General features: G+C 67.9%; 21 protein-coding genes, 3 pseudogenes and 1 riboswitch. Of the genes and pseudogenes, 10 read left to right on the forward strand and 14 right to left on the reverse strand.

Features of this window, described 5'->3' with window-relative positions; genetic code table 11:
- Positions 1–68 precede the first annotated feature (68 nt).
- Positions 69–668, forward strand: coding sequence for a CGNR zinc finger domain-containing protein (locus ACFYWI_RS17550; protein WP_389232429.1), 600 nt, complete (start codon positions 69–71; stop codon positions 666–668).
- Between the two features lie 259 nt (positions 669–927).
- On the opposite strand, the pseudogene ACFYWI_RS17555 reads toward ACFYWI_RS17550, so the two are convergent.
- Positions 928–1,239, reverse strand: a pseudogene (locus ACFYWI_RS17555) (transposase); the annotation flags it as partial.
- Between the two features lie 14 nt (positions 1,240–1,253).
- Between ACFYWI_RS17555 and ACFYWI_RS17560 the strand changes: the two are divergent.
- Positions 1,254–1,509: pseudogene (locus ACFYWI_RS17560) on the forward strand (transposase); the annotation flags it as partial.
- A 175-nt stretch (positions 1,510–1,684) separates the two neighbouring features.
- Here the strand turns inward: ACFYWI_RS17560 and ACFYWI_RS17565 are convergent.
- From ACFYWI_RS17565 to ACFYWI_RS17575, 3 genes are all read right to left on the reverse strand, one after another.
- Positions 1,685–3,481 (reverse strand): acyl-CoA dehydrogenase, encoded by a 1,797-nt coding sequence (locus ACFYWI_RS17565; protein WP_389232432.1) that lies wholly within the window; start codon positions 3,479–3,481, stop codon positions 1,685–1,687.
- 62 nt (positions 3,482–3,543) lie between these two features.
- Complete coding sequence (locus ACFYWI_RS17570) at positions 3,544–4,314, reverse strand: SDR family oxidoreductase (protein ID WP_389232435.1); 771 nt, start codon at positions 4,312–4,314, stop codon at positions 3,544–3,546.
- Between the two features lie 1,063 nt (positions 4,315–5,377).
- On the reverse strand, positions 5,378–6,058 hold the full coding sequence (locus tag ACFYWI_RS17575; RefSeq protein ID WP_389232438.1) for a TetR/AcrR family transcriptional regulator: 681 nt from the start codon (positions 6,056–6,058) through the stop codon (positions 5,378–5,380).
- 84 nt (positions 6,059–6,142) lie between these two features.
- On the opposite strand from ACFYWI_RS17575, the gene ACFYWI_RS17580 reads away from it, so the two are divergent.
- Both ACFYWI_RS17580 and ACFYWI_RS17585 read left to right on the forward strand, forming a co-directional pair.
- The gene (locus tag ACFYWI_RS17580; RefSeq protein WP_389232441.1) at positions 6,143–7,384 is read left to right on the forward strand and encodes a choice-of-anchor Q domain-containing protein; all 1,242 of its coding nucleotides are present in this window, start codon (positions 6,143–6,145) and stop codon (positions 7,382–7,384) included.
- Positions 7,385–7,931: 547 nt separating this feature from the next.
- Entirely contained in the window at positions 7,932–8,339 is a 408-nt protein-coding gene (locus ACFYWI_RS17585) for a RidA family protein (RefSeq protein WP_389232444.1), read from the forward strand.
- 81 nt (positions 8,340–8,420) lie between these two features.
- On the opposite strand, the gene istB is transcribed toward ACFYWI_RS17585, so the two are convergent.
- The 4 genes and pseudogenes from istB to ACFYWI_RS17605 all read right to left on the reverse strand — a co-directional run.
- The gene (istB, locus tag ACFYWI_RS17590) at positions 8,421–9,218 is read right to left on the reverse strand and encodes an IS21-like element helper ATPase IstB (RefSeq protein WP_389232448.1); all 798 of its coding nucleotides are present in this window, start codon (positions 9,216–9,218) and stop codon (positions 8,421–8,423) included.
- Positions 9,215–10,093, reverse strand: coding sequence for a hypothetical protein (locus tag ACFYWI_RS17595; RefSeq protein WP_389232643.1), 879 nt, complete (start codon positions 10,091–10,093; stop codon positions 9,215–9,217). The genes istB and ACFYWI_RS17595 overlap by 4 nt, the downstream gene beginning before the upstream one ends.
- Positions 10,090–10,272: a hypothetical protein gene (locus tag ACFYWI_RS17600; RefSeq protein ID WP_389232645.1), complete on the reverse strand. Its 183-nt coding sequence runs from the start codon at positions 10,270–10,272 to the stop codon at positions 10,090–10,092. The genes ACFYWI_RS17595 and ACFYWI_RS17600 overlap by 4 nt, the downstream gene beginning before the upstream one ends.
- A gap of 49 nt (positions 10,273–10,321) precedes the next feature.
- A pseudogene (locus tag ACFYWI_RS17605) lies at positions 10,322–10,723 on the reverse strand (helix-turn-helix domain-containing protein); the annotation flags it as partial.
- A 361-nt stretch (positions 10,724–11,084) separates the two neighbouring features.
- Here ACFYWI_RS17605 and ACFYWI_RS17610 point away from each other — a divergent pair.
- Complete coding sequence (locus ACFYWI_RS17610; RefSeq protein WP_389232451.1) at positions 11,085–12,194, forward strand: FAD-dependent monooxygenase; 1,110 nt, start codon at positions 11,085–11,087, stop codon at positions 12,192–12,194.
- A 410-nt stretch (positions 12,195–12,604) separates the two neighbouring features.
- Here the strand turns inward: ACFYWI_RS17610 and ACFYWI_RS17615 are convergent, their stop codons facing one another.
- Positions 12,605–12,868 carry a hypothetical protein gene (locus tag ACFYWI_RS17615; protein ID WP_389232454.1) on the reverse strand — a complete coding sequence of 88 codons (264 nt, stop codon included), beginning with the start codon at positions 12,866–12,868 and terminating at the stop codon, positions 12,605–12,607.
- A gap of 505 nt (positions 12,869–13,373) precedes the next feature.
- Here ACFYWI_RS17615 and ACFYWI_RS17620 point away from each other — a divergent pair.
- From ACFYWI_RS17620 to ACFYWI_RS17640, 5 genes are all read left to right on the forward strand, one after another.
- The gene (locus ACFYWI_RS17620) at positions 13,374–14,087 is read left to right on the forward strand and encodes an alpha/beta hydrolase (RefSeq protein ID WP_389232457.1); all 714 of its coding nucleotides are present in this window, start codon (positions 13,374–13,376) and stop codon (positions 14,085–14,087) included.
- A 147-nt stretch (positions 14,088–14,234) separates the two neighbouring features.
- Positions 14,235–14,861 (forward strand): TetR/AcrR family transcriptional regulator, encoded by a 627-nt coding sequence (locus tag ACFYWI_RS17625; protein WP_389232460.1) that lies wholly within the window; start codon positions 14,235–14,237, stop codon positions 14,859–14,861.
- 265 nt (positions 14,862–15,126) lie between these two features.
- Entirely contained in the window at positions 15,127–16,164 is a 1,038-nt protein-coding gene (locus tag ACFYWI_RS17630; RefSeq protein ID WP_389232463.1) for an AraC family transcriptional regulator, read from the forward strand.
- 100 nt (positions 16,165–16,264) lie between these two features.
- A complete protein-coding gene (locus ACFYWI_RS17635) occupies positions 16,265–17,287 on the forward strand; it encodes an aldo/keto reductase (RefSeq protein WP_389232466.1) in 1,023 nt (340 codons plus the stop codon).
- Between the two features lie 1,026 nt (positions 17,288–18,313).
- Positions 18,314–18,808, forward strand: a complete 495-nt coding sequence (locus ACFYWI_RS17640) for a sigma-70 family RNA polymerase sigma factor (RefSeq protein ID WP_389232469.1) — start codon at positions 18,314–18,316, stop codon at positions 18,806–18,808.
- A gap of 692 nt (positions 18,809–19,500) precedes the next feature.
- Here ACFYWI_RS17640 and ACFYWI_RS17645 read toward each other — a convergent pair.
- The 5 genes from ACFYWI_RS17645 to ACFYWI_RS17665 form a co-directional block, all read right to left on the reverse strand.
- Positions 19,501–19,977, reverse strand: a complete 477-nt coding sequence (locus ACFYWI_RS17645) for a C40 family peptidase (RefSeq protein WP_389232471.1) — start codon at positions 19,975–19,977, stop codon at positions 19,501–19,503.
- Between the two features lie 3 nt (positions 19,978–19,980).
- Positions 19,981–20,142, reverse strand: a riboswitch (cyclic di-AMP (ydaO/yuaA leader).
- A 792-nt stretch (positions 20,143–20,934) separates the two neighbouring features.
- Positions 20,935–21,906 carry an SAM-dependent methyltransferase gene (locus ACFYWI_RS17650; RefSeq protein ID WP_389232475.1) on the reverse strand — a complete coding sequence of 324 codons (972 nt, stop codon included), beginning with the start codon at positions 21,904–21,906 and terminating at the stop codon, positions 20,935–20,937.
- 499 nt (positions 21,907–22,405) lie between these two features.
- Complete coding sequence (locus tag ACFYWI_RS17655; RefSeq protein ID WP_389232478.1) at positions 22,406–23,485, reverse strand: ABC transporter ATP-binding protein; 1,080 nt, start codon at positions 23,483–23,485, stop codon at positions 22,406–22,408.
- Between the two features lies 1 nt (position 23,486).
- Positions 23,487–24,569, reverse strand: a complete 1,083-nt coding sequence (locus ACFYWI_RS17660; RefSeq protein ID WP_389232482.1) for an ABC transporter ATP-binding protein — start codon at positions 24,567–24,569, stop codon at positions 23,487–23,489.
- A gap of 2 nt (positions 24,570–24,571) precedes the next feature.
- Complete coding sequence (locus ACFYWI_RS17665; protein WP_389232485.1) at positions 24,572–25,381, reverse strand: carbohydrate ABC transporter permease; 810 nt, start codon at positions 25,379–25,381, stop codon at positions 24,572–24,574.
- Positions 25,382–25,388 lie beyond the last annotated feature (7 nt).

Genomic DNA, 25,388 nt, shown 5'->3' on the forward strand with positions numbered 1-25,388 from the left:
CAAGCGGTTTATCCGTGAGGGACGTTAATTGCTTCTCACGGATGAATGCAAGCCGTACCATGAGAGTCATGGAGGAGACCGTGACCGCCGAGCCCGTGCTCCCGCCCGCACCGGGCGCGGAGCAGTACTGCGCCCTCGACTTCGCCAACAGCGCCGTCGCTCAGCCCGGCGGCCGGTTCCTCGACCTCCTCGGCACTCCCGCCGCCGCGAACCAGTGGCTCACCGAACACGACCTCGCCCCGGCCGGCGCCGGACTGCAGGAGACGTGCGCGGCGCAGCTGCGGACGCTGCGTGAGCAGATCAGGGCGCTACTTGCCTCCCGGGTGGACGGGCGCCCCGCCCCGCCGAGCGCTCTCGCAGCCGTCAACGGCGCCCTTTCCAGGGCTCCCGCGACCTCCCTGCTGTACTGGGACCCCACCCGCGGCCTATTCCGGGCCGACTCGCACCCGATCACCCACATCGTCGACCACGCCTTGGCCGCCCTCGCCGACAACGCCGCCGACCTGCTCACCGGCCCCGACGCAGAACGCCTCGCCGCCTGCGGCTCCAGCCCCTGCATCCGCTACCTGCTGCGCCACGGCCGCCGCCAATGGTGCTCCACCCGTTGCGGCGATCGCGTCCGCGCAGCCCGTGCCTACGCCCGGCGCACTCGACTCGAGTCGCCCTGAGACAGCTCGGTCTCCGGTCGAACCGGGCCCGGAGGTTCAGCTGTGCCCGTCCTCGAACGTCAGGGCGCCGAGTATCCGGGTGCGCATCTCGTCGTCCTCGGGGTGGGCAGTGCCGCCGACCTCTCTCAACGTCGTAGACGCGCGGGCCCTTGGCGCCGTCGCCGCAGGACAAGGTCTGCCAGGCGTCGGCCGGGCCCTGGTCAATGACCTCGTCGATGCGCCAGACGCCGGCCAAGGACTTGATCTGCTGGGACTTGGGGACTGCCACGACATAGCCCAGGCCGTGCTGTTCGAGCATGCGGCGGAAGGACCAGTCCTGCCCGTAGGCCTCATCCGCGGTCACCCAGCAGGCCGGCAGTCCGGCGGCGAGGCAGCGGCGCACGACACCGCGGGCGAGTTCGCCCTTGGTCTCGAAAGTCCGCTCGTCAGGGACCTTCGCGGCATGGCACCGCTCACGGTCCTTCGTCCAGCACTTGGGCAGGTAGAGCTCGCGGTCCACCAACGCCCGGCCGCGGGCGGTGGCGTAGGCGGCGAACACCCCGATCTGACAGTTGTCGATCTTCCCGGAGGTGCCGGTGTACCGAGCTGTTCCAACCGGTGGTTCCGGAGGCGCCGACGCGGCCGCAGGGAGGCGGCCGGCGTCGGCACGGTGACTGGCAGGTCCCTGGCTGCGATCGTGTTCGTTGCCACCTCGGGCTGCACGTGACAGCAGCTGCCGGCCGCGTCGTTCGGGCCGTCCGGAGCAACCGCTCACCGGCGTGTTACCGAGTGGTCGAAGGCGAGGGTGTGGGCGAAGCCGCACTGCCTGGTCCTTGAGGAGCTCGGATCCCACGGCGAGATGGGCGTGTCGGACTCATACAGCCAGCCATAGTCTGCGGCGGCCAGTAGTCGGTCCCAGTGATCGAGCACACCGTGTCCGTGTAGGGCGCACGTAGATGTAGCCGTACCCAGAGCCCCTGGGGCCGCCGATCTTACGAATGACCGGCTCAGACCCACGCTTGGAAGGTAGGACAAGCTCAGAAGGAGTCTGCGGGCATGTCGAGGGTGGTGCGGTCGAGGCTTTCCAGCAGCGCGAACTGCGCCTGCGTCCTGGGCAGTTCGTACCGGAAGAAGTACTGACCCGCCCGGCGCTTGCCCTCGTAGAAGGCGCCGCTGCGTCCGGCGGCGGCCAGCATCTGCTCCAGCCACATCCAGGCAACCACGACGTGCCCCACGGCCTCCAGATAGACCGAGGCGTTGGCGAGGGCGGTCTCGGCGTCCCCGGCCTCCCACAGGCGCCGCGTCACGGCGGCGACGCGGGCGACGGAGGCGTCCAGCTGCCGTCCGAAGCCGGCGACCTGGTCCTCCGCGGCCGCCGCGCGGGCGGTCGTCATGGAGATGGTCTCGATGAGCAGGCGGAGCCCCGCGCCGCCGTCCATGACGACCTTTCGGCCCAGCAGGTCGAGGCCGTGGACGCCGTGCGTCCCCTCATGGATGGGGTTGAGGCGGTTGTCCCGGTAGAACTGCTCGACGTTGTACTCGCGGGTGTAGCCGTAGCCGCCGTGGACCTGGATGGCAAGGTTGTTGGCCTCCAGGCACCACTGGGAAGGCCAGCTCTTGGCCATCGGGGTGAGCATGTCCAGCAGAAGCCCGGCCCTGGCCCGCTCGTCGGCCGTCGGGGCGGTGCGCTCGTCGTCCAGCAGCCGCCCGCAGTACAGGGTGAGAGCAAGCGCGCCTTCGACGTACGACTTCTGGGCGAGGAGCATGCGCCGGACATCGGGGTGCCCGACGATCGGAATCTGGGGGGTGGTGGCGTCCCTGGCCATGAGCGGGCGCCCCTGGGGCCGGGTGCGCGCGTAGTCCAGGGCGTGCAGGTAGCCGGTGTAACCGAGCGCTGTGGCACCGAGTCCGACACCGATGCGGGCCTCGTTCATCATGTGGAACATGTAGGACAGTCCGTGGTGGGGCTCCCCGACCAGGAAGCCGACGGCACCGGGGGCCCCGCCGGGCCGGAAGGCGCCCTCACCGAAGTTCAGCAGCGTGTTGGTCGTCCCTCGATACCCCATCTTGTGATTGAGGCCGGCCAGGGCGACGTCGTTGCGCTCGCCGAGCGTCCCGTCGGCCCCCACCAAAACCTTGGGGACGATGAAGAGCGACAGTCCCTTTACCCCGGGCGGGCCGCCGGGGATCCTGGCCAGGACCAGGTGGACGATGTTCTCCGTCAGTCCGTGGTCGCCACCCGAGATCCACATCTTGTTACCGAACAGGCGGTAGGTGCCGTCGTCGGCCTGTTCCGCGCGGGTGCGCACATCAGCCAGTGAGGAGCCCGCCTGTGGCTCCGACAGGCACATGGTCCCGGAGAAGCGGCCCTCGACCATCGGGCGGACATAGGTGTCGATCTGCCCGGGGGTGCCGTGGGCCAGCAGCAGGTTTGCGTTGCCGATGGTGAGGAGGGGGTAGGCGGCCGTTCCCACGTTGGCTGCCTGGAACCAGGCGAAGCAGGCGTTGGCCACCACGCTGGGCAACTGCATGCCGCCCACCTCGTGGTCCATGCCGCCGCCGATCAGCCCGGCGCCGGCGAAGACCTTCAGGGCCTCTTCGACTTCGGGGATGATGTGCACCCGCTCGCCGTCGAAGCGCGGCTCCTGGGTGTCGTTCTTCTTGTTGTGCGGGGCGAAGTGCCGGGCGGCGATCGTCTCGCTGAGGTCCAGTACCGCGTCGAAGGTTTCGCGCGAGTGGTCGGCGAAGCGGGGGCGGGCGGTCAGGGATTCAACGTCGAGCCACTCGTGCAGCAGGAAGTCGAGGTCTCGGCGGGAGAGCAGGAGGGAGGCCATGGTCCTCTTCTTCTCAGGTTCGGGTTGCTTGTGCGAGGGGGAGTGGAGCTGTTGCCGGCCGGTCAGACCGTGGTGCCGAGGCCGCCGTCGACGGGGATGACGGCGCCGGTGACGTAGGCGCCCGCACGGCTGGCCAGATAGACGGCGACGCCCGCCATGTCGTCCGGCCGCCCGATCCGGCGCAGCGGAGCCGCCTCCGCGATCGCCTCGCCCATGGCGTCCAGGGTCGCGGCCATCATCTTCGACTCGAAGGGGCCGGGCGCGATGGCGTTCACCGTGATGCCCTGTGGCCCGAGCTCCTTGGCCAGCACGCGGGTCAGGTGGTGCAGGCCCGCCTTGCTGGCCGCGTAGGAGTAGGCCGAGACCGGGCTGACGTGCAGGCCGTCGATGGATCCGACGTTGATGATCCGCGCAGGGTCCTCCGTCGAACCGCCGGCGCGCAGCTTCGGCAGGAGGGCTTGGGTGAGCAGGAAGGGGCTGCGCAGGTTGAGGTCCATCACCTTGTCCCAGCCGCTGACCGGGAACTCGTCCAGGGGCGCGCCCCAGGTGGCGCCGGCGTTGTTCACCAGGATGTGCAGCCGCTCCTCCCGCTCGCCGATGTCTTCGGCGAGTCGGTAGCACTCCTCCTCGCGCGACAGGTCGGCGGGCAGCGCGACCGCCTGGCCGGGACCGGAAAGCCCGCGCACGGCCTCCTCGCAGGCTTCCGCCTTGCGGGAGCTGACGTAGACCTTGGCTCCCGCTTCGACCAGGCCCCGGGCGATCATCAGGCCGATGCCACGGGAACCGCCGGTCACGAGGGCGGTTTTGCCGGAGAGGGAGAACAGTGAGATCACGGTGGACTCCTGAGGGGGAGGGGCACGGGCAGGCTGTTCCCGGCCCAGGCTAGATACTAAGCAGTCGCTTAGCTGCTGTTCAAGCCTTGCGCCCCACGGCACCCCATCCGTGCCTCCGCGCCTCGACTGTGGCGGAGTACACCGGCAGCGGATCCCTCGTCGTCGCCGACGGTGCCGCCCGCGCCTTCCACTGCCGGCTCGGCCTCACCCTCAAATCGACGAACTCATGCCCACCCACGCCGCGTGCGACCTGCCCAACGGCCTTCACCTCATGCTCGACACCCAGGACTTCGCTGCCGCGCCGGGGACATCAGTCGGCGACCGCCGACCGCAGGCGCTCCCGATGTGCCCGCGCCATGGTCATCAGCCCGGCGAGGGCGTCCCGGGTGCGTACGAGGTCGGCGATGCGCTCGTACTACCAGGGCGGCGACGCGGGGTACCTGACCTACCCCGCATACCAGTACACGGCCTGACACCGCCCCCGCGGCGTCCGGCCCCCGACGCATCCGGCGCCCCGGCGAACAGCCCTCCTCACCGCTTCAGAGGGCATCCAGGCCCACGGCGGAGGGGCAGGATGGTATCGCCGACGGCCTTGACCCCGCGAGCGCGGGCCACGCGGATCGGCTTCTGGTGGGCCTCGATGAGCTGACGTGCGGTCACGCGGTGTGCTGATCCCATGCAGAGGTCGCCCATCTCAGGGGACCCGGTCGTTCGCGCTCGTGTGGATGATCACCGTGTGTACGCCGGGGCGGTCGGTCGAGTACTTCGCGCCGGAAGCGGTCGGCCGCCTTGTCGACGTCAGATCACATCTCCTTTCTGCAGGTCACAGCGCTATGAGGTGCGCTCGTGATCTGGCCCTGGGGCCTGCGGGTTGCGCGGAGCTCCGCTCGTTGGTCAGGCCGTTCAGCATCGCCCTGGCGAAGGAGCTGTTGCCGTGGACGGTCGGCAGCCTCGTCGAAGAGAACTGACGGGCTGACACGACCCCGCGTGGCGCTTCACAGCGGCGGGCATCTTGAGGCGACCCGCACGGCGGTCGGCCTCCGGTGCTCACGCGCCTCCCGGCTCACCCTCCGGCGTCCTCTGCCGGATTGGCCACGCCCAGCAGGGCGAGGCAGATGTGCAGTACGGCGTCCTCCAGGGCGGGGACCTCGCCGATGCGCCCCTGGCGCAGGAGGCGGCAGACGGCTTCGTGTGTAGCGTCAGCCGCGGCCATGTAGGTCTCATGGGGGACACGGCGGTGACCGGGGATCCTGTTGTGCCAGGCGCGCATCGACTCGGCGAACCAGGAGCGGCAGGCGTCCTGGTGCTCCCGCGCCCGGCCGCCGGCCGCCGCCGTCTCCAGGAAGAACGCTTTGGCGAATTCGGGCTCTTCGGCGATCAGCCCGAGAAAGGCACGGATCGAGGCACGAAGCGTCGCCACAGGGGAGAGCGACTGCGTCGACGAGCGGGCAAACGACGCCTCAAGCCGCTTGACCATCAGCTCGCGGCCCGTCTCCGCAGCGGCGATGAAGCACTCCTCCTTGTCCGCGAACAGCTCGTAGAACGTCTTGCGGGACACGCCCGCCCGTGCCGTCACATCGGCCACGGTCGCGGTGATGTAGCCCTTTTCAGCAACCACGGCCGTCATCGCGTAGAGCAGCCGCTGGCGCTGCGAACCCGTCACACGCTCCCGTGCGAGCCCGTGCGGCCCGCGGGGAAGGTCGGTCAGGCTCGGCTGCAGCAGCGGCCGGATTGGCTCTCTCATGAGTGAGAAACAGTCTGGTACATGTTATAGACGCAAGCGTTTCTCACCCGACGTCATCTTACGAGGAAGCAGGAGCGCACCTTCATGAGGAAACCAACTTCCCTTTCGGCGCTCGCCGCCTTACTGGTGGCCCTCGCAGGGATCGTGGCCGCCGCCCCGACCTCTGAGCAAGCAGCCTCCGCGTCGGCGACCTTCACGGTCGACTCCACCGAAGACGCCGTGGATGCGGATGCGTCCGACGGCCTCTGCCGTACCGCCGGAGGCACCTGCACCCTGCGTGCGGCGGTCATGGCCGCAAACGCCCAGCCCGGCAGCACCATCGAGCTACCCGCCGCCCACTACCGGCTGACCATTCCCCCCAACCCCGACCAGCTCAACGGGCGCACCGCCGACCCGACCAAAGGCGACCTGAACATCCTCGAGCCGACCACCATCCGGGGGGCCGGCGCGCGGGAGACCATCATCGACGCCGACCACATCGACCGGGTCTTCCGCATGGGCGCCGACACGCAACTGTCCGACCTCACCATCACCGGAGGAGACGCCAAGCAGCGGGAGGTGCCCATCACCGACCCCGGCGGAGGCGGCATCGCCAACAGCAAGAACATGACGCTGCGCCGGGTAACGGTAACGGGGAACCGCGCCGGCTACGGAGGCGGCATCTTCAACATCCCCAACTCCCACCTGACGCTGATCGACAGCACCGTCAGCCGCAACACAGCGGGCGAGGCCGGAGGCATCCGGTTCGACGACACCGGCACCGTGGTCAATTCGACGATCGCGGACAACCGCGTGACCGACGACTGGGACCGGCCGGGCAGCCTGTCCGGATACGGCGGCGGCATCGACATACGCGGCACCGGCCTGGTGGACATCCGCAACTCCACGATCACCGGCAACACCGCCACCGACGGCGGCGGCGGGATCAACATCGCCCCCGCCTACCTGGACAGCCTGCCGGGACCCATTACCGACCCCGTCAATCTGCCGCTGGGTCACCTCGCCCTGAAGAACACCATCATCGCCGAGAACACCATCGGCCGGACCACCAGCGACTGCAAGAACGTCTTCGCCACCATCGAGTCACGGGGCAACAACCTCGACAGCGGAAACAACTGCCACCTCACGGCCGAAGGCGATCTCCCCAGCCGTGATCCCCACCTCGCACCCCTCGGCGAAAACGGCGGTCCGACAGACACCGTGGCCCTACTGCCCGGCAGCCCCGCCCTCGACGGCGGCGCTGACTGCCCCTCCACCGACCAGCGCGGCGTGCTGCGGCCTCAAGGCCCGGCGTGCGACATCGGAGCCTTCGAATACCGGCCCTGACCTCCGCCCCACACCTCGAGGACTCTCCGTGCGCGCAGAGTCCTTGAGGCGCGGATCTCCCGACAGAAGCGGCCGAGGTGTGACCGTGGGGCAACCTCGACGGTGCCGTCGTCGGGACCACCGTCCTTCCGCCGACGCGGCATGAGCGGTCGTCCGGCGCGCCGCCCGGAGACCCGGCGCGGGCCAGGCGCCCCGGGGAGGCGCTGCGGAGCGACCCCACGACGCTCCCAGCCTGTGGCGACCACTACTGGCTCGAGGCCACCCGGCTCGCCGAAGAGGTCTTCGCGCACCTCACCGCACCCGACGTGGTGATCCTCCTAAGACCGTCCTACATGGTGAGGTTGCGGAAGCGTTTGTATGGTTTCGTTGATGTCTAGGAACAGCGTTTGTCGACTGGTTCCGGAGTCAGTTGGTGATCATGCGGTTCGTGAATGTCGAGCAGAAGTGACGGCGTTCTCGCGGGGCGGCGAGAAAGGGAAGGCGGAAGCCAACTGGCCGTTGACAGGATGTCCGCGCTGAACCCCCGAGGGGAAAGGACCCCACGACCGTGGCTCGTGCCATCACTTTGATCCGCTCCACCGCCCTGTCCGACGTCGCCGAGTACGCCTACGCGGCCACGGCGCCCGCCGAGTCACGCCTGATCTTCCTTGCAGGGGCGTGTCCGCTGAACGATGACGGCTCCACAGCAGCGATCGGGGACTACGCGGGCCAAGCGGCGAAAGCCATCGAGAACATGCAGGCCGCTCTTACTGCCTCAGGCGCGTCACTCCAGGACGTCATTAGCACACGGGTTCTCGTCGCATCGGCCCGGCGGGAGGACCTGGTGGCTGCCTGGGAGGTTGTCCGGGACTCGTTCGCTGACCATGACGTCCCCAGCACGTTGATGGGCGTCACCGTGCTCGGTTACAAGGACCAACTCGTCGAGATCGAGGCCGTCGCCGCCGTGCTCGATTGAGACATCTTCCAAGGACACCGCAAACGCGGGATGGCCAGGCGTCCGCCAGGACGGCTGGCCATCGAGGAACGTAGGCTGCGGTCAGCCGGCCTTTGCAGGATCCTCGGCTCGGGCTCGGGTGCTGGCGAGGCGGTAGGAGTCGGTGCCGGTCTCGATAGTGGTGCCGTTGAAGGTGAGGCGGTCGACGATGGCCGCGCAGAGGCGGGGATCGGTGAAGGTCTTGGTCCAGCCCCCGAAGGACTCATTGGAGGCGATGGCGACGCTGTTCTTCTCCTCGCGCTCGGTCAGGACCTGGAAGAGGAGTTCAGCGCCGCGGCGGTCCAGTTCCATGTAGCCCAACTCGTCGATGCACAAAAGATCGACGCGGCCGTAGCGGGCGATGGTCTTGTTGAGCTGCTTCTCGTCGGCGGCCTCGACCAGCTCGTTCACCAGCTTCGTGGCGAGCGTGTAGCGGACTCGGTAGCCCTTTATGGCCGCCTCGGTGCCCAGGGCGATGAGCATGTGGGACTTGCCGGTGCCGGAGTCGCCGATCAGGCAGAGCGGCTGGCTCTTCTTGATCCATTCACAGCTGGCGAGTGTGTGGATGGTCGCCGCGTCGATGTTGGGGTTGGCGTCGAAGCCGAAGGCCCGCAGGGATTTCTCTCGCGGGAAGCCGGCCGCCTTGATCCGTCGTTCCGAGCGGCGGCGGGACCGGTCGTCGCACTCGGTCATCAGTAGTTCGGCAAGGAAGCCGCGGTAGGTCATCTGGTCCTTCATCGCCCGGTCGGCGATGTCGGAGAACTCGTTGCGGATCGAGGGCAGTCGCAGCATTCGGCAGGCGGTGTCGAGGGCGGCGTCGGCGGCCTGCTCGGTCAAGCCTCGCTGGCGGGGCAGGGTCACTGGGCTTCTCCCTCACGGTGGTCACCGCCGCTGATTCGGCGGTGGCGGAGCAATTGGTCATAGGGGGTCACCGACGGCAGCGGCCTAGTGTCCGCAGGAAGGTGCGCGAGCCGCCATTCATGCAGGGACGTCACCGTCGCCGGCGGGTTCCCGGAAATCATCTGGCCTGCCGCAGGGACGGGTTCGGTCTCGGCCTGGGCAGCCTTACGGGCCTCCAGGGCGACTGCGTCTGCGGTCATGGCTCCGGCTCGCAAGGCCGCGGCTAGGCCAGCGACGACATGCTCGTGAGGCAGGTGACGGCCCAGCAGGAGGACCTCGATCAGGGCCCGGGTGCCGTCCCGCTCACCGTGGATCTTGCGGGCCTGGTCCCACCAGGCGTCGTGGACCGGGGTGAATCTTCCTGCCGAGCGGGCCTGTTCGAGGGCTGTGGAGCCGGGGAAGGCGCCGGGTTTGCGGACCAGGACTTCCAGGTAGTGGTCCAGGTCCAGACGGACGGCACCCTTCGCGATCAGCCGCTCGTGCCGGGCCACTTCCACGTTCTGGTCGTAAACCACCAGATGGGAAGCGTGCAGCACGACGCGCACGCGTTTGCCGATCAGCCGGATCGGGACCGAGTAGCGGTTGGTGCGGACCGGGATCTGTCCGTAGCGGTCGACCCGCGGGGTGAAGAGCCGGCCCGTCTCGAACGGTTCCTCGGGCAACGGCATGAGCAGCGGCTGTTCGAGTGCGAAGTACTCCGCGACCGTCTTGGGCCTGGACCCGATGCGGCGGGCGTCGTCCTGCCGGTCCCACTGTTCGACCATTTCGTTCAGTTCGGCGAGAGAGGAGACTTCGGGGACGGGGACGAAGTGGTTGCGGCGGAAGTAGCCGATCATCCTTCGACGCCGCCCTTCTCGTGGGCGCCTTCGATTCCGGGTCGGCAGTAGAAGCTCTCGATGCCGAAGTGCGAGCGGAAGGCGATCCACCGGTCGGCCTCGACTCTTCCCCGGCTCTGCCCCAGCACCCTGGCGACGGCGGCTTTCAGATTGTCGTAGCGGACCTTGGTCCCCGGCACTCCGCCCAGAATCCGCAGTAGCCCAGTAGCGGTCGAGGACCGCGGCCGCGAAGGCGTTCTTGCTTCTGTAGTAGCTGTAGAAGGAGCCCTTCGGGACGCCGGCCGTATCGGTGACCTCTTTGATGCCCACCGCGTTGAAACCGCGAGCGTGGAAAAGGGCCAGTCCCGCGTCGAGGGGATTTTCGCGGACCAGCGGATTGGCAGGTCGAGGCACGTGCACAGCCGAACCGCCGGGACGGACCGGCTTGGGAGTGCGTGGGGTGAGGGGGCCGAGGCTGTCGGGTCGGCCACCGAGAGAACGCTGCAGCAGCGAATCGGCGGCATCGGTGGGTCCTCCATCCGCGGTGGGCCGAGTCCCCTCCTGGTGCACAGCACGGAAGCGCGTCAGGTCGCGCGAGTGGAGTTGGGCCCCACATCCACGCGGTAGCCGCCGGAACTGCGCGCCAGCCATCGTTAACGACGCCCATACGCTGCGAGCCTGGGTGGACAACCTGGAGGCGAACTGGTGCGCAGAGCCTTCGCCTCACCAGCCCCGGCAAGGCGCCTTGGTGTGGCGGCTGTACGTGGCCGCTTTCGGCACTCGGTTTTCGGACACAGCGCGGCGGGTGTCAACGGTGTCGGTCGTGAGGACGACGCCGGACGGCGTGTCCGGCATCCTGCTGGTCGGGCAGTCGTGATGCCGCTGGCGGTACCCCCTTGGCAGAGCTGGATGACAGGGGGAGCGCTTGGTGGCCCGCGGCCGTGAACCTGGCCGCTGAACGGGCCGTAGTGCACGACGTACCACCCAAGGCCACCACACTACGGAGATCCGAATGCCCACCCCCCTTGACGTCCTTGTGGTCGGAGCCGGCATCGCCGGCCTGGCGACCGCCACCGCTCTGCACCGCGAGGGAATGTCCGTCGACGTCATCGAGCTTTCCCCCGAGCGCCGTGCCACGGGAGCCGGGCTCTTCCTGCCCGGGAACAGTGTCCGCGCGCTGACCGCACTCGGGCTGGGGGACCACCTCACCGCGCTCGGAGCGCCCATGCCGGGGCAGCGGCTGATGGACCACCAGGGCCGCGTGCTGGCCGACATCGCCATGGCCGAGCTGTGGAGAGGCACGGCCCATTGTGTCGGCATCACCCGCGCCAACCTCCATGCGGCCCTGCACGACATCGTGCCGGTGCCCGTCCGCCACGGGGTCACCCTGGTCTCGCTGAAGCAGGCCGACGACGGTGTGCACGTTGAGTTCAGTGACGGCGGGACCGGCCGGTACGACGTGGTCGTGGGAGCGGACGGCATACGGTCGGACCTGCGGGAGTCGGTCGATCCGGCGACCGGTGCCCGCTACCTCGGGCAGGTCTGCTGGCGCTTCCTGGCCGACGCTCCCGACATCGACCGGTGGACCGTGTGGCTGGGCCGGGGAACGACCTTCCTGGCCTACCCCGTCGGCGGGGGCCGGGTGTGCTGCTACGCCGACGTGGCGGCCGCCTCACCCGAGGACCCGACCACACCCGCCGGTCTTCTTGGGCTTTTCTCCGGCTATGACCAGCGAGTACGGGACCTGCTGGCCACACCGACTGCCGGTGAGGCGTACTTCTCACCGGTGGAGGAGGTCAGCGGCGAGACATGGGCGCACGGACGCGTCGTGCTCGTCGGAGACGCCGCCCACGCCAGCTCGCCCAACATGGCCCAGGGCGTTGCCATGGCCGTCGAGGACGCTCAGGTCCTCGCCGAGGTGCTGGCCACCGGGGGAGACACCGGACACCTCCTGCAGCAGTACGTCCAGCGCAGGCTTCCGCGCACCCGGTGGGTGCAGCAGCAGACCCACCGGCGCGACCGGACCAGGTCCATGCCGCCCGCCGTTCGCAACATCGCGTTCCGCTACGGCGCCAAGGCCTTGTTCGAGCGCGGCTACGCCCCGCTGCGCGACCTGCCCTGACGCCGGCCTGCCGCCGCCTTGTCCGGGCACGGCGTCGTGCCCGGCCTCAGGAGGAGGCGGGCCCCGGCGGCGGGGAGCCGCGGCTGTGGCGGGGCGCGGGGGATGTCACGTTGTGTATCGGGCCGTTGGGGGAGATCGGCGCCGGGACCGGCGCCGTAGCGGGGGTGTCGGCTTCACCTTCGAGGCCGCAGCTACCTGTCTCGTTTCAGCCCGACCCGGCGTGACTACGTAAATGACCGCGCCACTGCAGTCGGTGCGCTCGGACGTTGTGTGCCTGCCGACGAAGAGGTGCAGATTTTGGGCGGCACCTTGCCGACGAATCAGATACTCCCCGGGAGACGTGCTGAAACTGCCGCTGGTCCGCCGTGTGACCGGGGACAGAGCAGCGGCTTCATGTATCTGGCAGTGCTTCACCCGACCTTCGCGCTGTTGTGCGGCTGCTCGTTTGCGGCTTCCGGGACGGTGGGCTGCGGCAAGGAAGCGGGATGACGCAGTGCTGTGAGGGCGAGGACCACCGCGGCGAGCATGATCGTGGTGCTGATCAAGCCGAGGCTGGACGGGCCCCGGGCCCCCAAAGCTGCTCCGCCGACCGCGCGGCCGATGCCCATCCCGAGGTACTGGGCGGAGGCGTTCAGGCCCAGCAGCAACGGCGTGGCGTGTGGGACGAGCTCCACGAGGAGCTTCAGGTGTGAGACGTACTGGGTAACAACGGTTCCGTTGCAGCTCCCTGGTCGGCCGTCAGATGTCTCTCCGATGGCGTGCCTTCGCTGGACGGGGCGTTGGACATCATGTCCAATCCGATCTAGCCTTGGCACTACTGAGGCTGCTGCGGGCATCGGGCAGCCCTCGGTAGGTGCTGCAACGGCGGCCAGCCCCCGTCCGGCTGCCGGATGCGCATCCACCATCACTGATACGGGGTCTCGCGAGGGCCGAGAAGGCGGAGGAAACGCGACGCTGCCGGGGGACTGTCTCAACGGTTCGAGGCAGCTGACGTCCTGTGCGTATGCCGGCCTGCGAGCCGGCGCCCAGAGTGCCGCTTGTCATGCACGGCGCCCACGCTCGCCTCGCCGATGGGGTGTGTGCCAGCGCTGCTTGTCCGAGCAGACTCGCGCTGCGGCTTCTTGGCGATCTGCAGCTCTCTGAAGTCACTGGTTTGCTGGAACAGCTAGGAGATTCGACTTGGTTACCACCGAAGCATCCCGTCCCACTCTGCTCCTGGTGCACGGAGCATGGCACGGCCCCTGGTGCTGGGAGAAGCTGGAGTCCGCGCTCGAGGCCGAGGGTTGGGCGACTCGAACGGTTGAACTGCCCAGTGCCGTGAGGCCGGAAGCCCCAACCACCGAACCGCTCCCCGGTATTCATGAAGATGCGCGGGCCGTCCTGGAGACCCTTGAAGGCATCGAGGGCCCCGTGGTGGTCGTCGGTCACTCCTACGGTGGCATTCCGGTAACCCAAGCCATCGCCGACGCCCCTAACGTCTCGCACACCATCTATCTGACGGCTTATCAACTGGACGTCGATGAGAGTCTGTTCGGCTTCCACGGTGCTCTTGAACCAGAGGAGCCGAAAGGCGTCATCCCGCCTCTGGAAAGGAGTGATACGGAGCTCTACGCCGATGTGTTGGAGGAGGAGACCGTGCGAGCGGTCCGGCAGCTCGTGCCGCAGAGTGTGAGATCGTTCAGCGAGCGGGTGACAAAGGCGGGGTGGCGAACCACGCCCTCCACGTACATCATCTGTGAGCAGGATGAGGCTCTGCCGCCCCAGGTGCAGGAGAAACTCGCTGCCCGAGCAAATGCCGTTCATCGGCTGAAAAGCAGTCACTCACCGTTCCTGTCGATGCCCGCAGAACTTGCTGCCCTTCTCGCGAACATCGCCCTCGGAGAAGCTGGGTAACTCCGGTTCGCCGTCCGGGACACGGTCGGCGACTACGGCACCTCTCGGGGCCCGTCCAACGCCCGACACCGGTTGCTGCCCGTTCGGAAGCGGATCTCGAACCAGGGGTCAGCGAAACCTGCGTCCGGACGCTCGTAGGATGGGTGCATGGCATCAACCACCCGACGGCCCTCCACTGCCGCTGAGCGGCGCGCCGCAGTGGAGAGGCGGATTCTGTCCGCGATCGGAGAATTGCTGCGCGACGGCAAGACCTACACCGAACTGGGGGTGGAGCAGATCGCGGCTGCCGGAGGAATCTCCCGCTCGGGGTTCTACCTTTACTTCCGCGACAAGGTGGATGTGCTCCTGCGGCTGAGTGCTTTCCTGAAGGCAGACAGTTTCGAGATTGCACAAGGCTGGCAGCCTTGCGGCCTCGGCGGCGGACTTGACGGGCTTGCCCACACGTATGAGCAACTGTTCAGGCACTACCGCAAGCACGCGGCGCTCCTGTCAGCGATCAACGAAGTGGCTGCATACGACCCTTCCGTACGTGAGTCGTGGACATCGACTCAAGACCAATTCATCGACAACACCATGAAGCTGCTGACCCAGGAGCAGTTGGCCGGTCGCACACCAGCTGATATCGATCCACTGTGTGCCGCCACGGTGATGGTGCGAGGCGGCGCACAGGTGATCGCCCAGCAGGTAGCCACAAGCGATGGCCATGATGATGCCTTGGTCGCCCGAGAGATGGCTTGCGGCTACTGGTATGGCCTCTTCCGGCGTCCTGAGTAGCGCCGCCGGTTACGCAGCAGGACGACGTTCCGGCGGATTGCCCTGGCGCCGGGGAGGTTGGGCGAGCCGTTGCAGAGCTTGCGCGCCGCCGCCCTGCCTCGACGGTCTCAGCCCTCGCCGGCCACCGCTTCAGCGGTGGCCGGCTCGTCGAAGCTCTCCGCTCGGGGAGTGGTGTGTTCCACCGGGCGTCTCGGAGCACGATTGAGCAGAAGGTGGGTCACATCGGGGCGGGAGCATGGGCAACCGCTCCGCTAGCGTGAATGACATGAAAACACCGGCTGAGCCGCTGTCCGATGTCCTCGCCTCGTTGAACGTCCGGACGGGATCGCTGTCCGGCCTGGAGGCGTGGGGCAGTTGGGCACTTCGCTTCGGCGTCCACGAGCACATCAAGATCGGGGCCGTACTTGACGGCTCCTGCTGGCTGGGTGTCGACGGAGCCGATCCGGTGCGCTTCGAGACCGGCGACTGCTTCCTGCTGGCAGCGCGTGAGTCGTTCGCGGTCTCCGGGGACCTGGACACGCCGTACCGCAGCGCGGAGGAGCTCTACAAGCGATCCGACAGCCGCATCGTGCGGCTCGGGGAGACGTGCAGCACTGCCGACCAGGAGCGGACCCTCATCGTCGGCGGCAGCGTCGACTTCCTCGACGCCACCGTCGCCCTGCTGCTCGGCGGCCTGCCACCCATGGTCGCCATCCGCGAGGGAACTGCCCAGGCGAAGGCGATCCAGCCGCTGCTCGGGATGTTCCTCGACGAGGTGAGCGCCGTGCGCCTGGGCACCTCCGTGATGTCGGAACGGCTCACCGAGATTCTGTTCATACAGGCGCTGCGGGCCGTCGTGGCGGGAGCGCATGCGACGGACGGGACGGCCCTGCCGGGCTGGCTCGGTGCCCTCCGCGATCCGCGTATCGGCCGTGTGGTGCTGATGATGCATCAGCAGGCCGGTCGCCCATGGACCGTCGCGACGCTCGGTGCTCAGGCGGGCATGTCCCGGGCGAGCTTCGCCGCCCGCTTCAAGGAACTGGTCGGGCTCCCGCCGCTCGTCTACCTCCAGCGCTGGCGGATTCTGGCCGCCGGCCGGGAGTTGCGCCGCGGCGAGCGGACCGTGGCCTCTGTGGCCTCCGAGTGGGGGTACTCGTCGGAGAGTGCGTTCAGCACCGCGTTCAAACGGATCACTGGCCTCTCGCCGGCGCAGTTCCGCAGCGCTCCGCCCGCAGCAGTGATCGCGAGGCTGGACGGTTGGCCGACAGCGCCCTTCCGCCTTGCGGCCGCCTTGGACGAACGCGCAGGTTCTCCAGACTCTTGATCATGGTCTGTCCGGCCGGCCGCCCGTAGCGTCGCAGACAGCCGTGCGGACGGCCGCAGCGCCGTCCACGACCAGGGCACGGATCATCGGAAGGCGGAACATGCAGTACGAGCAGCTTGGCGCCACGGGGGTTTTCGTGTCCCGGATCGCTTTGGGCACGATGACGTTCGGCGGGGCGGGGACGCCGCCGTGGAGCCTCGTAGGTGGTTTGGACGAGAAGGCCGCGGACGAGCTTGTGGGCCTGGCTCTCGACGCGGGTGTCAACCTCATCGACACCGCCGACATGTACGCGGCGGGCGAGTGCGAGGAGGTACTTGGCCGGGTGCTGGGCTCGAGGCGCCAGGACGTGCTGCTCGCCACCAAGCTCTTCGCACGCATGGGCAGCGGCCCCAACGACCTCGGCCTGTCCCGGCTGTGGGTCACCCGGGCGCTGGAGGACAGCCTGCGCCGGCTGCGTACCGATCATATCGACCTGTACCAGATCCACAGCTTCGATCCGCTGACCCCGGTGGAGGAGACGCTGGCCGCACTGGACGACGCCGTCCGGCAGGGCAAGATCCGCTATATCGGCGCGTCCAACCTGGCCGCGTGGCAGATGATGAAGTTCCTCGGCGCCTCGCAGTCGCGCGGGCTGGAGCGCTTCGTGTCCCAGCAGGTGTACTACTCGCTGGCCGGACGGGACATCGAGCGGGAGATCCTGCCGATGGCTGCGGACCAGAAGCTCGCCACGCTGGTGTGGAGCCCGCTCGCCGGCGGGTTCCTGTCCGGCACCTTCGACCGCAACGGCACCAGCGACGACACCGCGCGCCGCGCTCTCGCCGACTTCCCGCCCGTGAACCGGGAACGCGGCTGGGACATCGTGGACGCGCTGCGCGTCGTCGCCGCGCGCCACGGCGTGGGTGTGGCCCGCGTCGCCCTCGCCTGGGCACTCGCCCAACCGGGGATCACGAGCGTCATCGTCGGCGCGAAGCGCCCCGACCAGCTCACCGAAAACCTGGCCGCCGTCGACCTCGTACTCACCGACGAGGACCTGGCAGACCTGGACGCGACCAGCGCACAGCCCGACCCCTACCCCGACTGGATCCAGGGCGCGCCCGACGACCGCCTGCCGCTGCACTCGTGACCCGGCGCCGACCACGACCGGGATACGTCGGCAGTCGTCCGCACCCCGGTCGCGGTTCGCCCATCGTGGAGTGCCGCACCCGCAGTCAGGCCCGTGGGAAGGCAACGCGAGGTCGCCGTGTTTGCCGGAGCCGGGACGGCACGGCCTAACTGACTGAGCATCAGAAAGCAATGGTGCGTCGATCACACAGGAGCATGCGAGACGTCTCGGGCGCCCCGACGCAGACACCCTCGCGAGAGACGTTTCACGGCTGTCATACCCGTGCACCGATCCGCGGCCGTGCTCCGAGTGTCGCCAACCTGCCCCTGCGCTACCCCGTCGAGGACATCACCCTTTCCGACGGGAAAACCATCAGCAAGGGCGAAGCCATCCTCATCGCCTACGCCGCCGGCCGAGACCCCGACCATCACATCGCCGACGCCGCCGACTTCAGCATCATCCGCACCGCCCAGAGCCACGTGGCCTTCGGCCATGGCGTCCACCTCTACCTCGGGCGCCCCGCTCGCCCGCCTCGAGGCCCGCGCCGCCCTCGCGGCACTCTTCCAGCCGCAACCCATCGAATCGTTCATCGCCAACGGGCTGTGGACCCTGCCCGGTACACCTCAACAACCCGCAGGCCCTGAAATGATCACGACCCGTCTCGGTGTACGCCGCCGATGTGCGCGCCGAGTTGGTTCTGCGAGACCGACCCTCGCGACACGAAGCAGACGGTCGCCGCTTGCGGATCACCCGTCGGCGAACTCCTCTGTCACGCACCGCCGCCGGCAACACCCCGGCCGATGGTGCGCGCACCCTCCTCGACATCCTCGCCGGGGGCGTCTCCGGCTGCCACCTGCGCACCGTCCCGAGCCCGTTCGAGCGTCGGTGTCCCCTGAAAGGCTCGGTCGATCCATCATGTACACCACGTCGTCCTCGATCGATCTGAAGGAAGGCGAGAACCTGCCTGCGGGCGATTCGTCGTCCGGCGGCGTCGCAGAGCATGTTGCACGAGCCGGGCAGGCAGTCCCGGACAGAGGACAGGCCTTCATGCGAGTCATCAGTGCGGCGGAGGAAGCCGCCCTGCTGCGCTTCGCCAAGACACTCACCCTGGGTGACGTCCACAGCGCCGAGGATCTCGTCCAGGAGGCGCTGCTACGGGCCTGGCGGCACGCGGACCGGCTCATCTCCACCCAAGGACTGGCGCGACCCTGGCTCTTCACTGTCGTGCGGCGGCTGGCCATCGACGGTCTCCGGGCCCGTCGCGCGCGTCCGGTGGAGATGTGCCCGTGCGACCTGGAGTTGGACGTGGTGCCCGACGTCGGCGAGTGCACGCTCACGGCGCATGTGCTGAGGAAGGCGATGGCGGACCTGTCCCCGCACCACCGCGAGATACTGGTTCACCGGTACTACCTCGATCGCAGTGTCGAGGACACTGCGGTCGAATTGAAACTCCCGATCGGCACGGTGAAGTCCCGCACCAGCCACGCGTTGCGAGCACTGCGTCGAGTCTTGGTGTCCCAGGGAATACACGCACGTCGCTGAAGAACAGGGGAGCACGGGGGCTGCGTGCTCCAGCGCCTCGGAGAGGCCCCCTGAAGGGCGATGACACCCTTGCCTTACTGAACGTCAACCACAGCGAAGGGCCCCAACGACGCAGGTGCTGTCACTCGTGGTAACAAGTGTGCTGCTCCTGGCGGGTGTCGCGACGCCGAGCCGCGCCGTGGGCGACGGGCCCCTGGGGCGGTGCTGGGCGTGTTCGCCGCATCCTTCCTCGCGTTTGCTGGTCGGCTGGTCCTGGCAGGGAACCCATCGGGCCCCGCGCCCACGAGGTGCTGGTCGCCCAGCCCTGGCCGTCGGCGCGGCGGCTGTCGCTTCTTCGGTGACGAGCACGTCGACGGCTGCAGCCAGCTTCGCCGACCTCCCGTCCCCACGGAGCGGCGCAGCCGCCTCAGCGGAGAGCCACGTCGGCAATGACGAGTGTCCGTACGGCCTGCCAGGGCGTGCCTCGCATCCGGTACCGAACACCAATGGGGCGCGCGGTGGCGTCACCACGCGCCCCAGGAGCGGTTTGCGGTGGAGGGAGGTTGCTCCCGGAATGGGCACCCGACGCCTTGTAGACGGCAGGAAAGCCTGCCTGAAGTCGCCTGCGCACGACGGGGCGGCGCTCCGCCGCCTGTAAGCACCTCCCGCCGTGGTCCGCGGAGGGCCGCCCAGTGTGTGCGGCCGTGGGGCGGTCAGCGCACGCGGCTGTAGTGGACCGACTTCGACCAGATCCGTTCCAGCTTCACGACCGAACCTGTTTTCGGCGAGTGCCAGATCTTGTTGTTGCCGGCGTAGAGGCCCACGTGGTAGACGCGCCCGCCGGAGTGGAAGAAGACCAAGTCGCCCTTCTGACGGCTGGACGCCGATATATGACGGGTCTTGTTGTACTGCTGCTGCGCGGTTCGAGGCAGTGTCTTGCCGGCTTTTTTGTAGGAGTAGAGCGTCAGGCCGGAGCAGTCGAACCGGGACGGGCCCGCAGACCCGTACTTGTACGGGGCGCCCTTCTTCGAGGCCGCTACATTCAGTGCCTTGACGCCGTACGTGGGCGCCGCCTGGGCCTGGGACACGGCGCCGGGCGACAGCATCGTGCCGCCGAGAGCGGCGAGGGTGAGGGCCGAGACGGTACCGGCCCGAGACAGCAGAGACGGGACATGATTCTGCGCGGTCATGCGCAACCCTTCGTCATCCGCCTGTGAAGGATGACCTGTCGGGTTCGGGCTGGCGAAGTTACCCGGCCGCTGACGCGGCTTCACCCCAAGGGGCGGCCATGGTGCGCACGCCCCGTACTGCTGGGTCCTCCACTCCTGCCGATCCACAGTTGTCGACCAGACGTCCGGACGGCGGCAGGACTCGGCGTCCGCCCGAACCGCCTCGCCAGGGCGGCGAGGGCTTGTCGTCGTCCAGGATCCTGACTCATGCCGAAGTGAAATTTCGAATGGAAACTGCCTTTTGTGAGTCTCCTCACCCCTGATCATTTCGTGGGCTCAAGAAGCTTTTGGCGCGCGACAAGCGGCGGAATCTGATGTTCCGACAGCAGCTTCGGGACCGAACACAGTCCGCCCACCCGGGCGCCTGGTCTCCGCAGGCGGGCCGTGCGGAGACGGCGCATCAGTACCGGGTTCGAAGGGGCCGCGCCGACAAGAACCTTGCCTGGAGCAGGTACCTTCCCGCGCCTCCGAGCAATCCGCCTCCACAGCCTCAGCCTCAGTCCGACCCCCTGCCCCTGGCGGCCGGCACCGAACTGGTTCAGGCCGCCGACCGAGGCGTCTGCGCACCTCGGCCGCGAGGGCCAGGACGGCCTCGTGCGCCGCGTCTGCGGGCCGGCGGGGGCGAGAAGGGTGAAGCCGTCCGCGGCGCCCGCGTCGAACAGGGCCCACAGCCGGTCGGCCGTACCTGGGCTGCCGTCGACCGGCCAGTCGAGCAGGACAGCAATGTCGTCGGCGTCGCGTCCGGCCGCCCGGGCCTGATCACGTACGGACTCCCGGACGCGGGTGGGGTCCTGGCCGTCCTGTGCCGGGAGGATCAAACCCCCGGCTCCTCGGCCTCGCTGTGGGCACAGACCTCAAACCCAGCGAGCCGCAGTGCCGCATATGAGGAATCCCGGCCCCGGCAGTCGGGAGGGCAACTCACACCTTCTCGAAAACCATGCGCACGACCGTGAAGCGGCCCTCACGCATGAACCTGAGTGCGGTCCTCTGCTCCCTGATGATGTCGGACACCGCACTCTCACCGATGAGTTCCGCGCCACGGGCCCGGTTGGCCTCAGCCCGCTCCATCCAGCTCTCCACCGTGGAGATACCGTCGTTCGGGTCGTTGCGCGCCTCCACGACATGGAACAAACCCCGCCCTGCTTCGGTCAGTTCGGCCCGGGTCGGCAGGAAGCACTCGGGAAACACCTTCCGAGACGCGTGAAGACCCTCGCGTACATTCCTGACGCCTCCGTAGACGGCCTTGATGCCCAGGCGATCCCTCGCTTCGCGGCCCCCGCCATCAGAGGCCAATCGGTGGGGAGGCAGCACCAGGGAAGCAAGCCACCCACGGTCGTTCCAGGCATTGGCCTGCAACGACAAGCGTCCTGCCGGCCGCAGCCAGGAATGGCACCGCTGAAAGAACTCCCGATAACGGGCGACACGCCTCGTCCGCCACATGGTGTTCCCGGCGAAGTGCTCGATCGCTTCAATCGCAATGATGGCGTCGTACGGCCCGTCCGGCTGGTGATCGAACCAGTTCTCGGCCCGGACCTCGCAACCCGGCCAGTGCTGGTCACGTGCCCACGCAGCCTGGCCGGGACTCATCGTGATCCCTACTGCGCGCTTGACGTGATGGGTTTCCACCAAGCGGTGCAGGAGAGTGCCATACCCGCACCCAACATCGAGCACACGATCCACACCCGTGGCGCCGGCCGCCTCGGCATGGTAGTCGAGCTTACGCAGCTGAGCCGATTCGAGTGTGTCGCCCTCTTCCCACATGCCGTATGAGAAGACGAGTTCCGGTCCCAGCGTCAGCTGGTAGAAATCGCCGAGGACATCGTATTGATGAAGGATCGCCTTCGGCGACGTGCCCTTGTAGAAGGATCCCTTTTTAGCTCCGTGCGTCACGGTACCCACCCGTCCCAATCGGCAAGAAGGCCGGAAGGCCAGCGCCGACCACCCGTCCAGATAACCGTGCTCCTGGACAAAACAGGGAGCCACACACCCGGGAACAGACCTCAGCCCGCCCGATCGGCTGCACGCCTGCAAGGACCGAGGAAAGCCGCGCTCCCGCACATGTCGCCGAAGGTTCCGTTGATCCGCATCCCACGGGGCGTCGCCGGATGAACCGGCGACGCCCCGTGGGCGGACGGTCCTGCCCAGGGCCTCGCACGCGGCAGCCGGGCCGCATCGTCCGGAGCGGCGGTCGGAGTGGCACCTGGGGTCGGGTTCCGGTCTCCGTCGGTCCCGGCCTCGACCGGCAGATGACTCACCGACAAGCATCGAAGCCGAGCCGGATTCGGCCGTCCGCCGCGGTGACCGGCGTACGCACCGGCGTCAGAGCCGTCGAGGGTCGGCCGCCTCTCCTGCTCGACCGCACCTGACGTGCCGTCGGCAACAACACAATCTACGACTGGAGAACCAGGCGACCGTCCGCATAGGGGAGGGCCTTGGCGCGCGGAAGATGCACCAGGAACGCCTCCTCACCCGGAACACCGTCCTCCCGCGGCACCTTCGCCTTGAGGAGCCGGCCGGCCACCTCGATCTCGAACACGCGCTGCGGCCCGTGGTCCCGCACGCCCCGAAGCCTGGCGGGAAACGTATTGGGCCCGGGTTCCGTGACGATTTTGACGTACTCGGGCCGGATTCCCACCTGGACTTCGGTGGTGCCGGCCGGGATGTCCCACGCCACGGCAAGCGCCTGGCCGCCAAGGGTGAGGTTCCCGCGTGGCCCGTCCACCGCCAGGAAGTTCATCGCCGGGGAGCCGATGAAGTAGCCGACGTACGCTGACGAGGGGGCCTCGAAAAGCTGCTCCGGGGTGCCCTGCTGCATGGCCCGGCCGTCCTTCATGACCAGTACTTCCTGCGCAATGCTCATTGCTTCGTACTGGTCGTGGGTAACGTAGATCACCGTGGGCTGGAATTGCTCGGTGATTTCACGGATTCTGCGCCGCAGTGAATGCTTCAGCTGCGGATCGATGACGGTCAGCGGCTCGTCCATCAGCACAGCCGCCACGTCGTCGCGGACAAGACCACGGCCGAGCGAGATCAGCTGTTTGTCATCGGCGGTGAGCCGCCGGGCGGGCTGCTTGAGCCGATCGTCCAGGTCCAGCGCCTCGGCGACCTCGTGGACCTTGGCGTCGATCCTCGCCTTGTCCCAGCGACGGCACTGCAGAGGGAAGGCGAGGTTCTCGTACACCGTCATGGACTGGTAGATGACCGGAAACTGGAACACCTGGGCTATGTTGCGCGCCTTCGTGGGCAGGGCCGTGACGTCCACGCCGTCGAACAGGACCTGGCCCCGTGATGGTTTGACCAGCCCGGACAGGATGTTCAGCAGCGTGGTCTTGCCGCAACCCGACGGTCCGACCAGTGCGTAGGTCCTGCCGGCCTCGAATGTCAGCCTCAGTGGCTTGAGAGCCCACCGCTCCTCGTCGACACCCGGGGCGTAGCTGTGCCCGACGTCGACGATGTCCAACTGCGCCATTTCAACGCCCTTCTACTGAAGCGAGATCGTATGAAGGTGTCCGCACGAGCGTGCCCTTCTCGTCGAAGGCGAACAGCCGCTCAGGACGTAGCCGCAGTTTCACCAGATCCCCGAGAGCGACGTCATGGATGCCCTCGATCTGCACGACGAACGGGGTCTTGCCGACGGCCGCGTGGACGAAGGTCTCGGACCCGGAGATCTCGACGAAGGTGACCTCGCCCTCGACACCGGCGGAGGCCAGGCTGACGTCCGTTGCCCGCAGGCCGAACTGGTAGGCACCGTCGGGCAGGTCGGCGAGATGCGGGGATACGTGCGTGGCCTGGAAGCCGGCCACCGTGACCTGGCCGCCCTCGATCCGGCCCGTGAAGATGTTCATGGGAGGGTCGTTGATGATGGAGGCCACCGTGGTCGTCGCCGGGCGCTCGAAGACCTCCTGCGGAGGGCCGATCTGGAGGATCCGTCCCTCATGCATGACCAGCACCACGTCCCCCAGCATCATCGCCTCTGCGGGTTCGGTGGTCGTGTAGACCACTATCGTGTCGCCTTGGTCCGAGAAGAGAGACTTGAACTCGTCGCGCAACTGCTCGCGCAACTTGTAGTCCAGGTTCGCCAGTGGCTCGTCGAGCAGGAGAATGCCCGTGCGGCGCGCAAGGGCGCGAGCCACCGCGACTCGCTGCTGCTGTCCGCCGGAGAGCTGGGATGGTTTGCGCCGCTGCAGGTCGGTCAGGCCCACACTCGCCAGGCTGTTCCTGACACGTCGCTGAATCTCGTCCCGTGACAGCCCCGCCCGCCTGAGTGGAAAGGCCACGTTGTCGAATACGTTGAGATGTGGGTAGTTGATGAACTGCTGGTAGACCATGGCGGTGTCGCGCCGCCAGACCGGGGTCTTCAGAAAGTCGACTCCATCCCTGGTCAGGGAGCCGGAGTCCAGCCCCTGCAGACCGGCCAGCACCCGCAGCAGCGTCGTCTTTCCCGCCATCGTCCGGCCGATGACGGTGTGGAGCCGTCCCGGCAGAAAGGTCGCGGTCACCTCCTTGAGATGGTTCACGCCGTCGACGGACAGGCACAGATCAGTGGCACTCATGTTCATCGGACCGCTCCCGACAGGTTGCCTTTTGACAGATAGCGCTCCACCCAGAGCGCGAGAAGGATCAACGGCGCTACGCCGAAGAGGGCGGCGGCGGACAGGGTCCACCACGGCGGGATCGACGAGTTGAGGGCGACGACCGCCTGGGGCAGGGTCTGCACCTCTGTGAACGTCAGCCTGAAGGCGAAGAAGAAGTCGTTCCAGCCGAACACCGCACAGAACATCGCAGCGACGGTCAGCCCGGGCAGGGAGTTCGGCAGGATCGCACGCACGAAAGTCTGGAACGGGCCGCATCCGTCGAGCATGGCCATCTCGTCGATCTCACGCGGGATGCCGTTGAAGAAGTCCACCATCACCCAGACCGCTATCGGCAGCAGCAGGGCAACCGTCACGATGACCAGGCCCGCGATGCTGTCCAGGAGGCCCGCCCACTGCAGGAGGTAGAAGAAGGGGATCACCAGGACGACAGGCGGCATGATTCGTTGGGACACGAAGAAGAAGACGATGTCGCTGTTCTTGATGAAGCCGAGCTTGAACCGGTACCGGGACAACGCGTATGCGGCCAGGGAGCCGAGGACGAGGCTGATGGCCGAGGCGGCGATGGTGACGATGGCGCTGTTGATGAAAGGCTGCACCACATCGACACCACCGGCTCCACCGAAGATGTTGCGCCACCCGGAGCCGGTGGGTTCGTACTGGATCCATGGAAGGTAGGTGGCCCCACCCTGGACCCCGTTGGCGTCCTTGAAGCTGGTCGTCATGGCCCAGAAGAACGGTCCCGCGACGAAGCAGGCCCAGAGTGCGATCACGGTGTAT

The sequence above is a fragment of the Streptomyces sp. NPDC002889 genome, assembly GCF_042888425.1.
GTDB lineage: Bacteria > Actinomycetota > Actinomycetes > Streptomycetales > Streptomycetaceae > Streptomyces.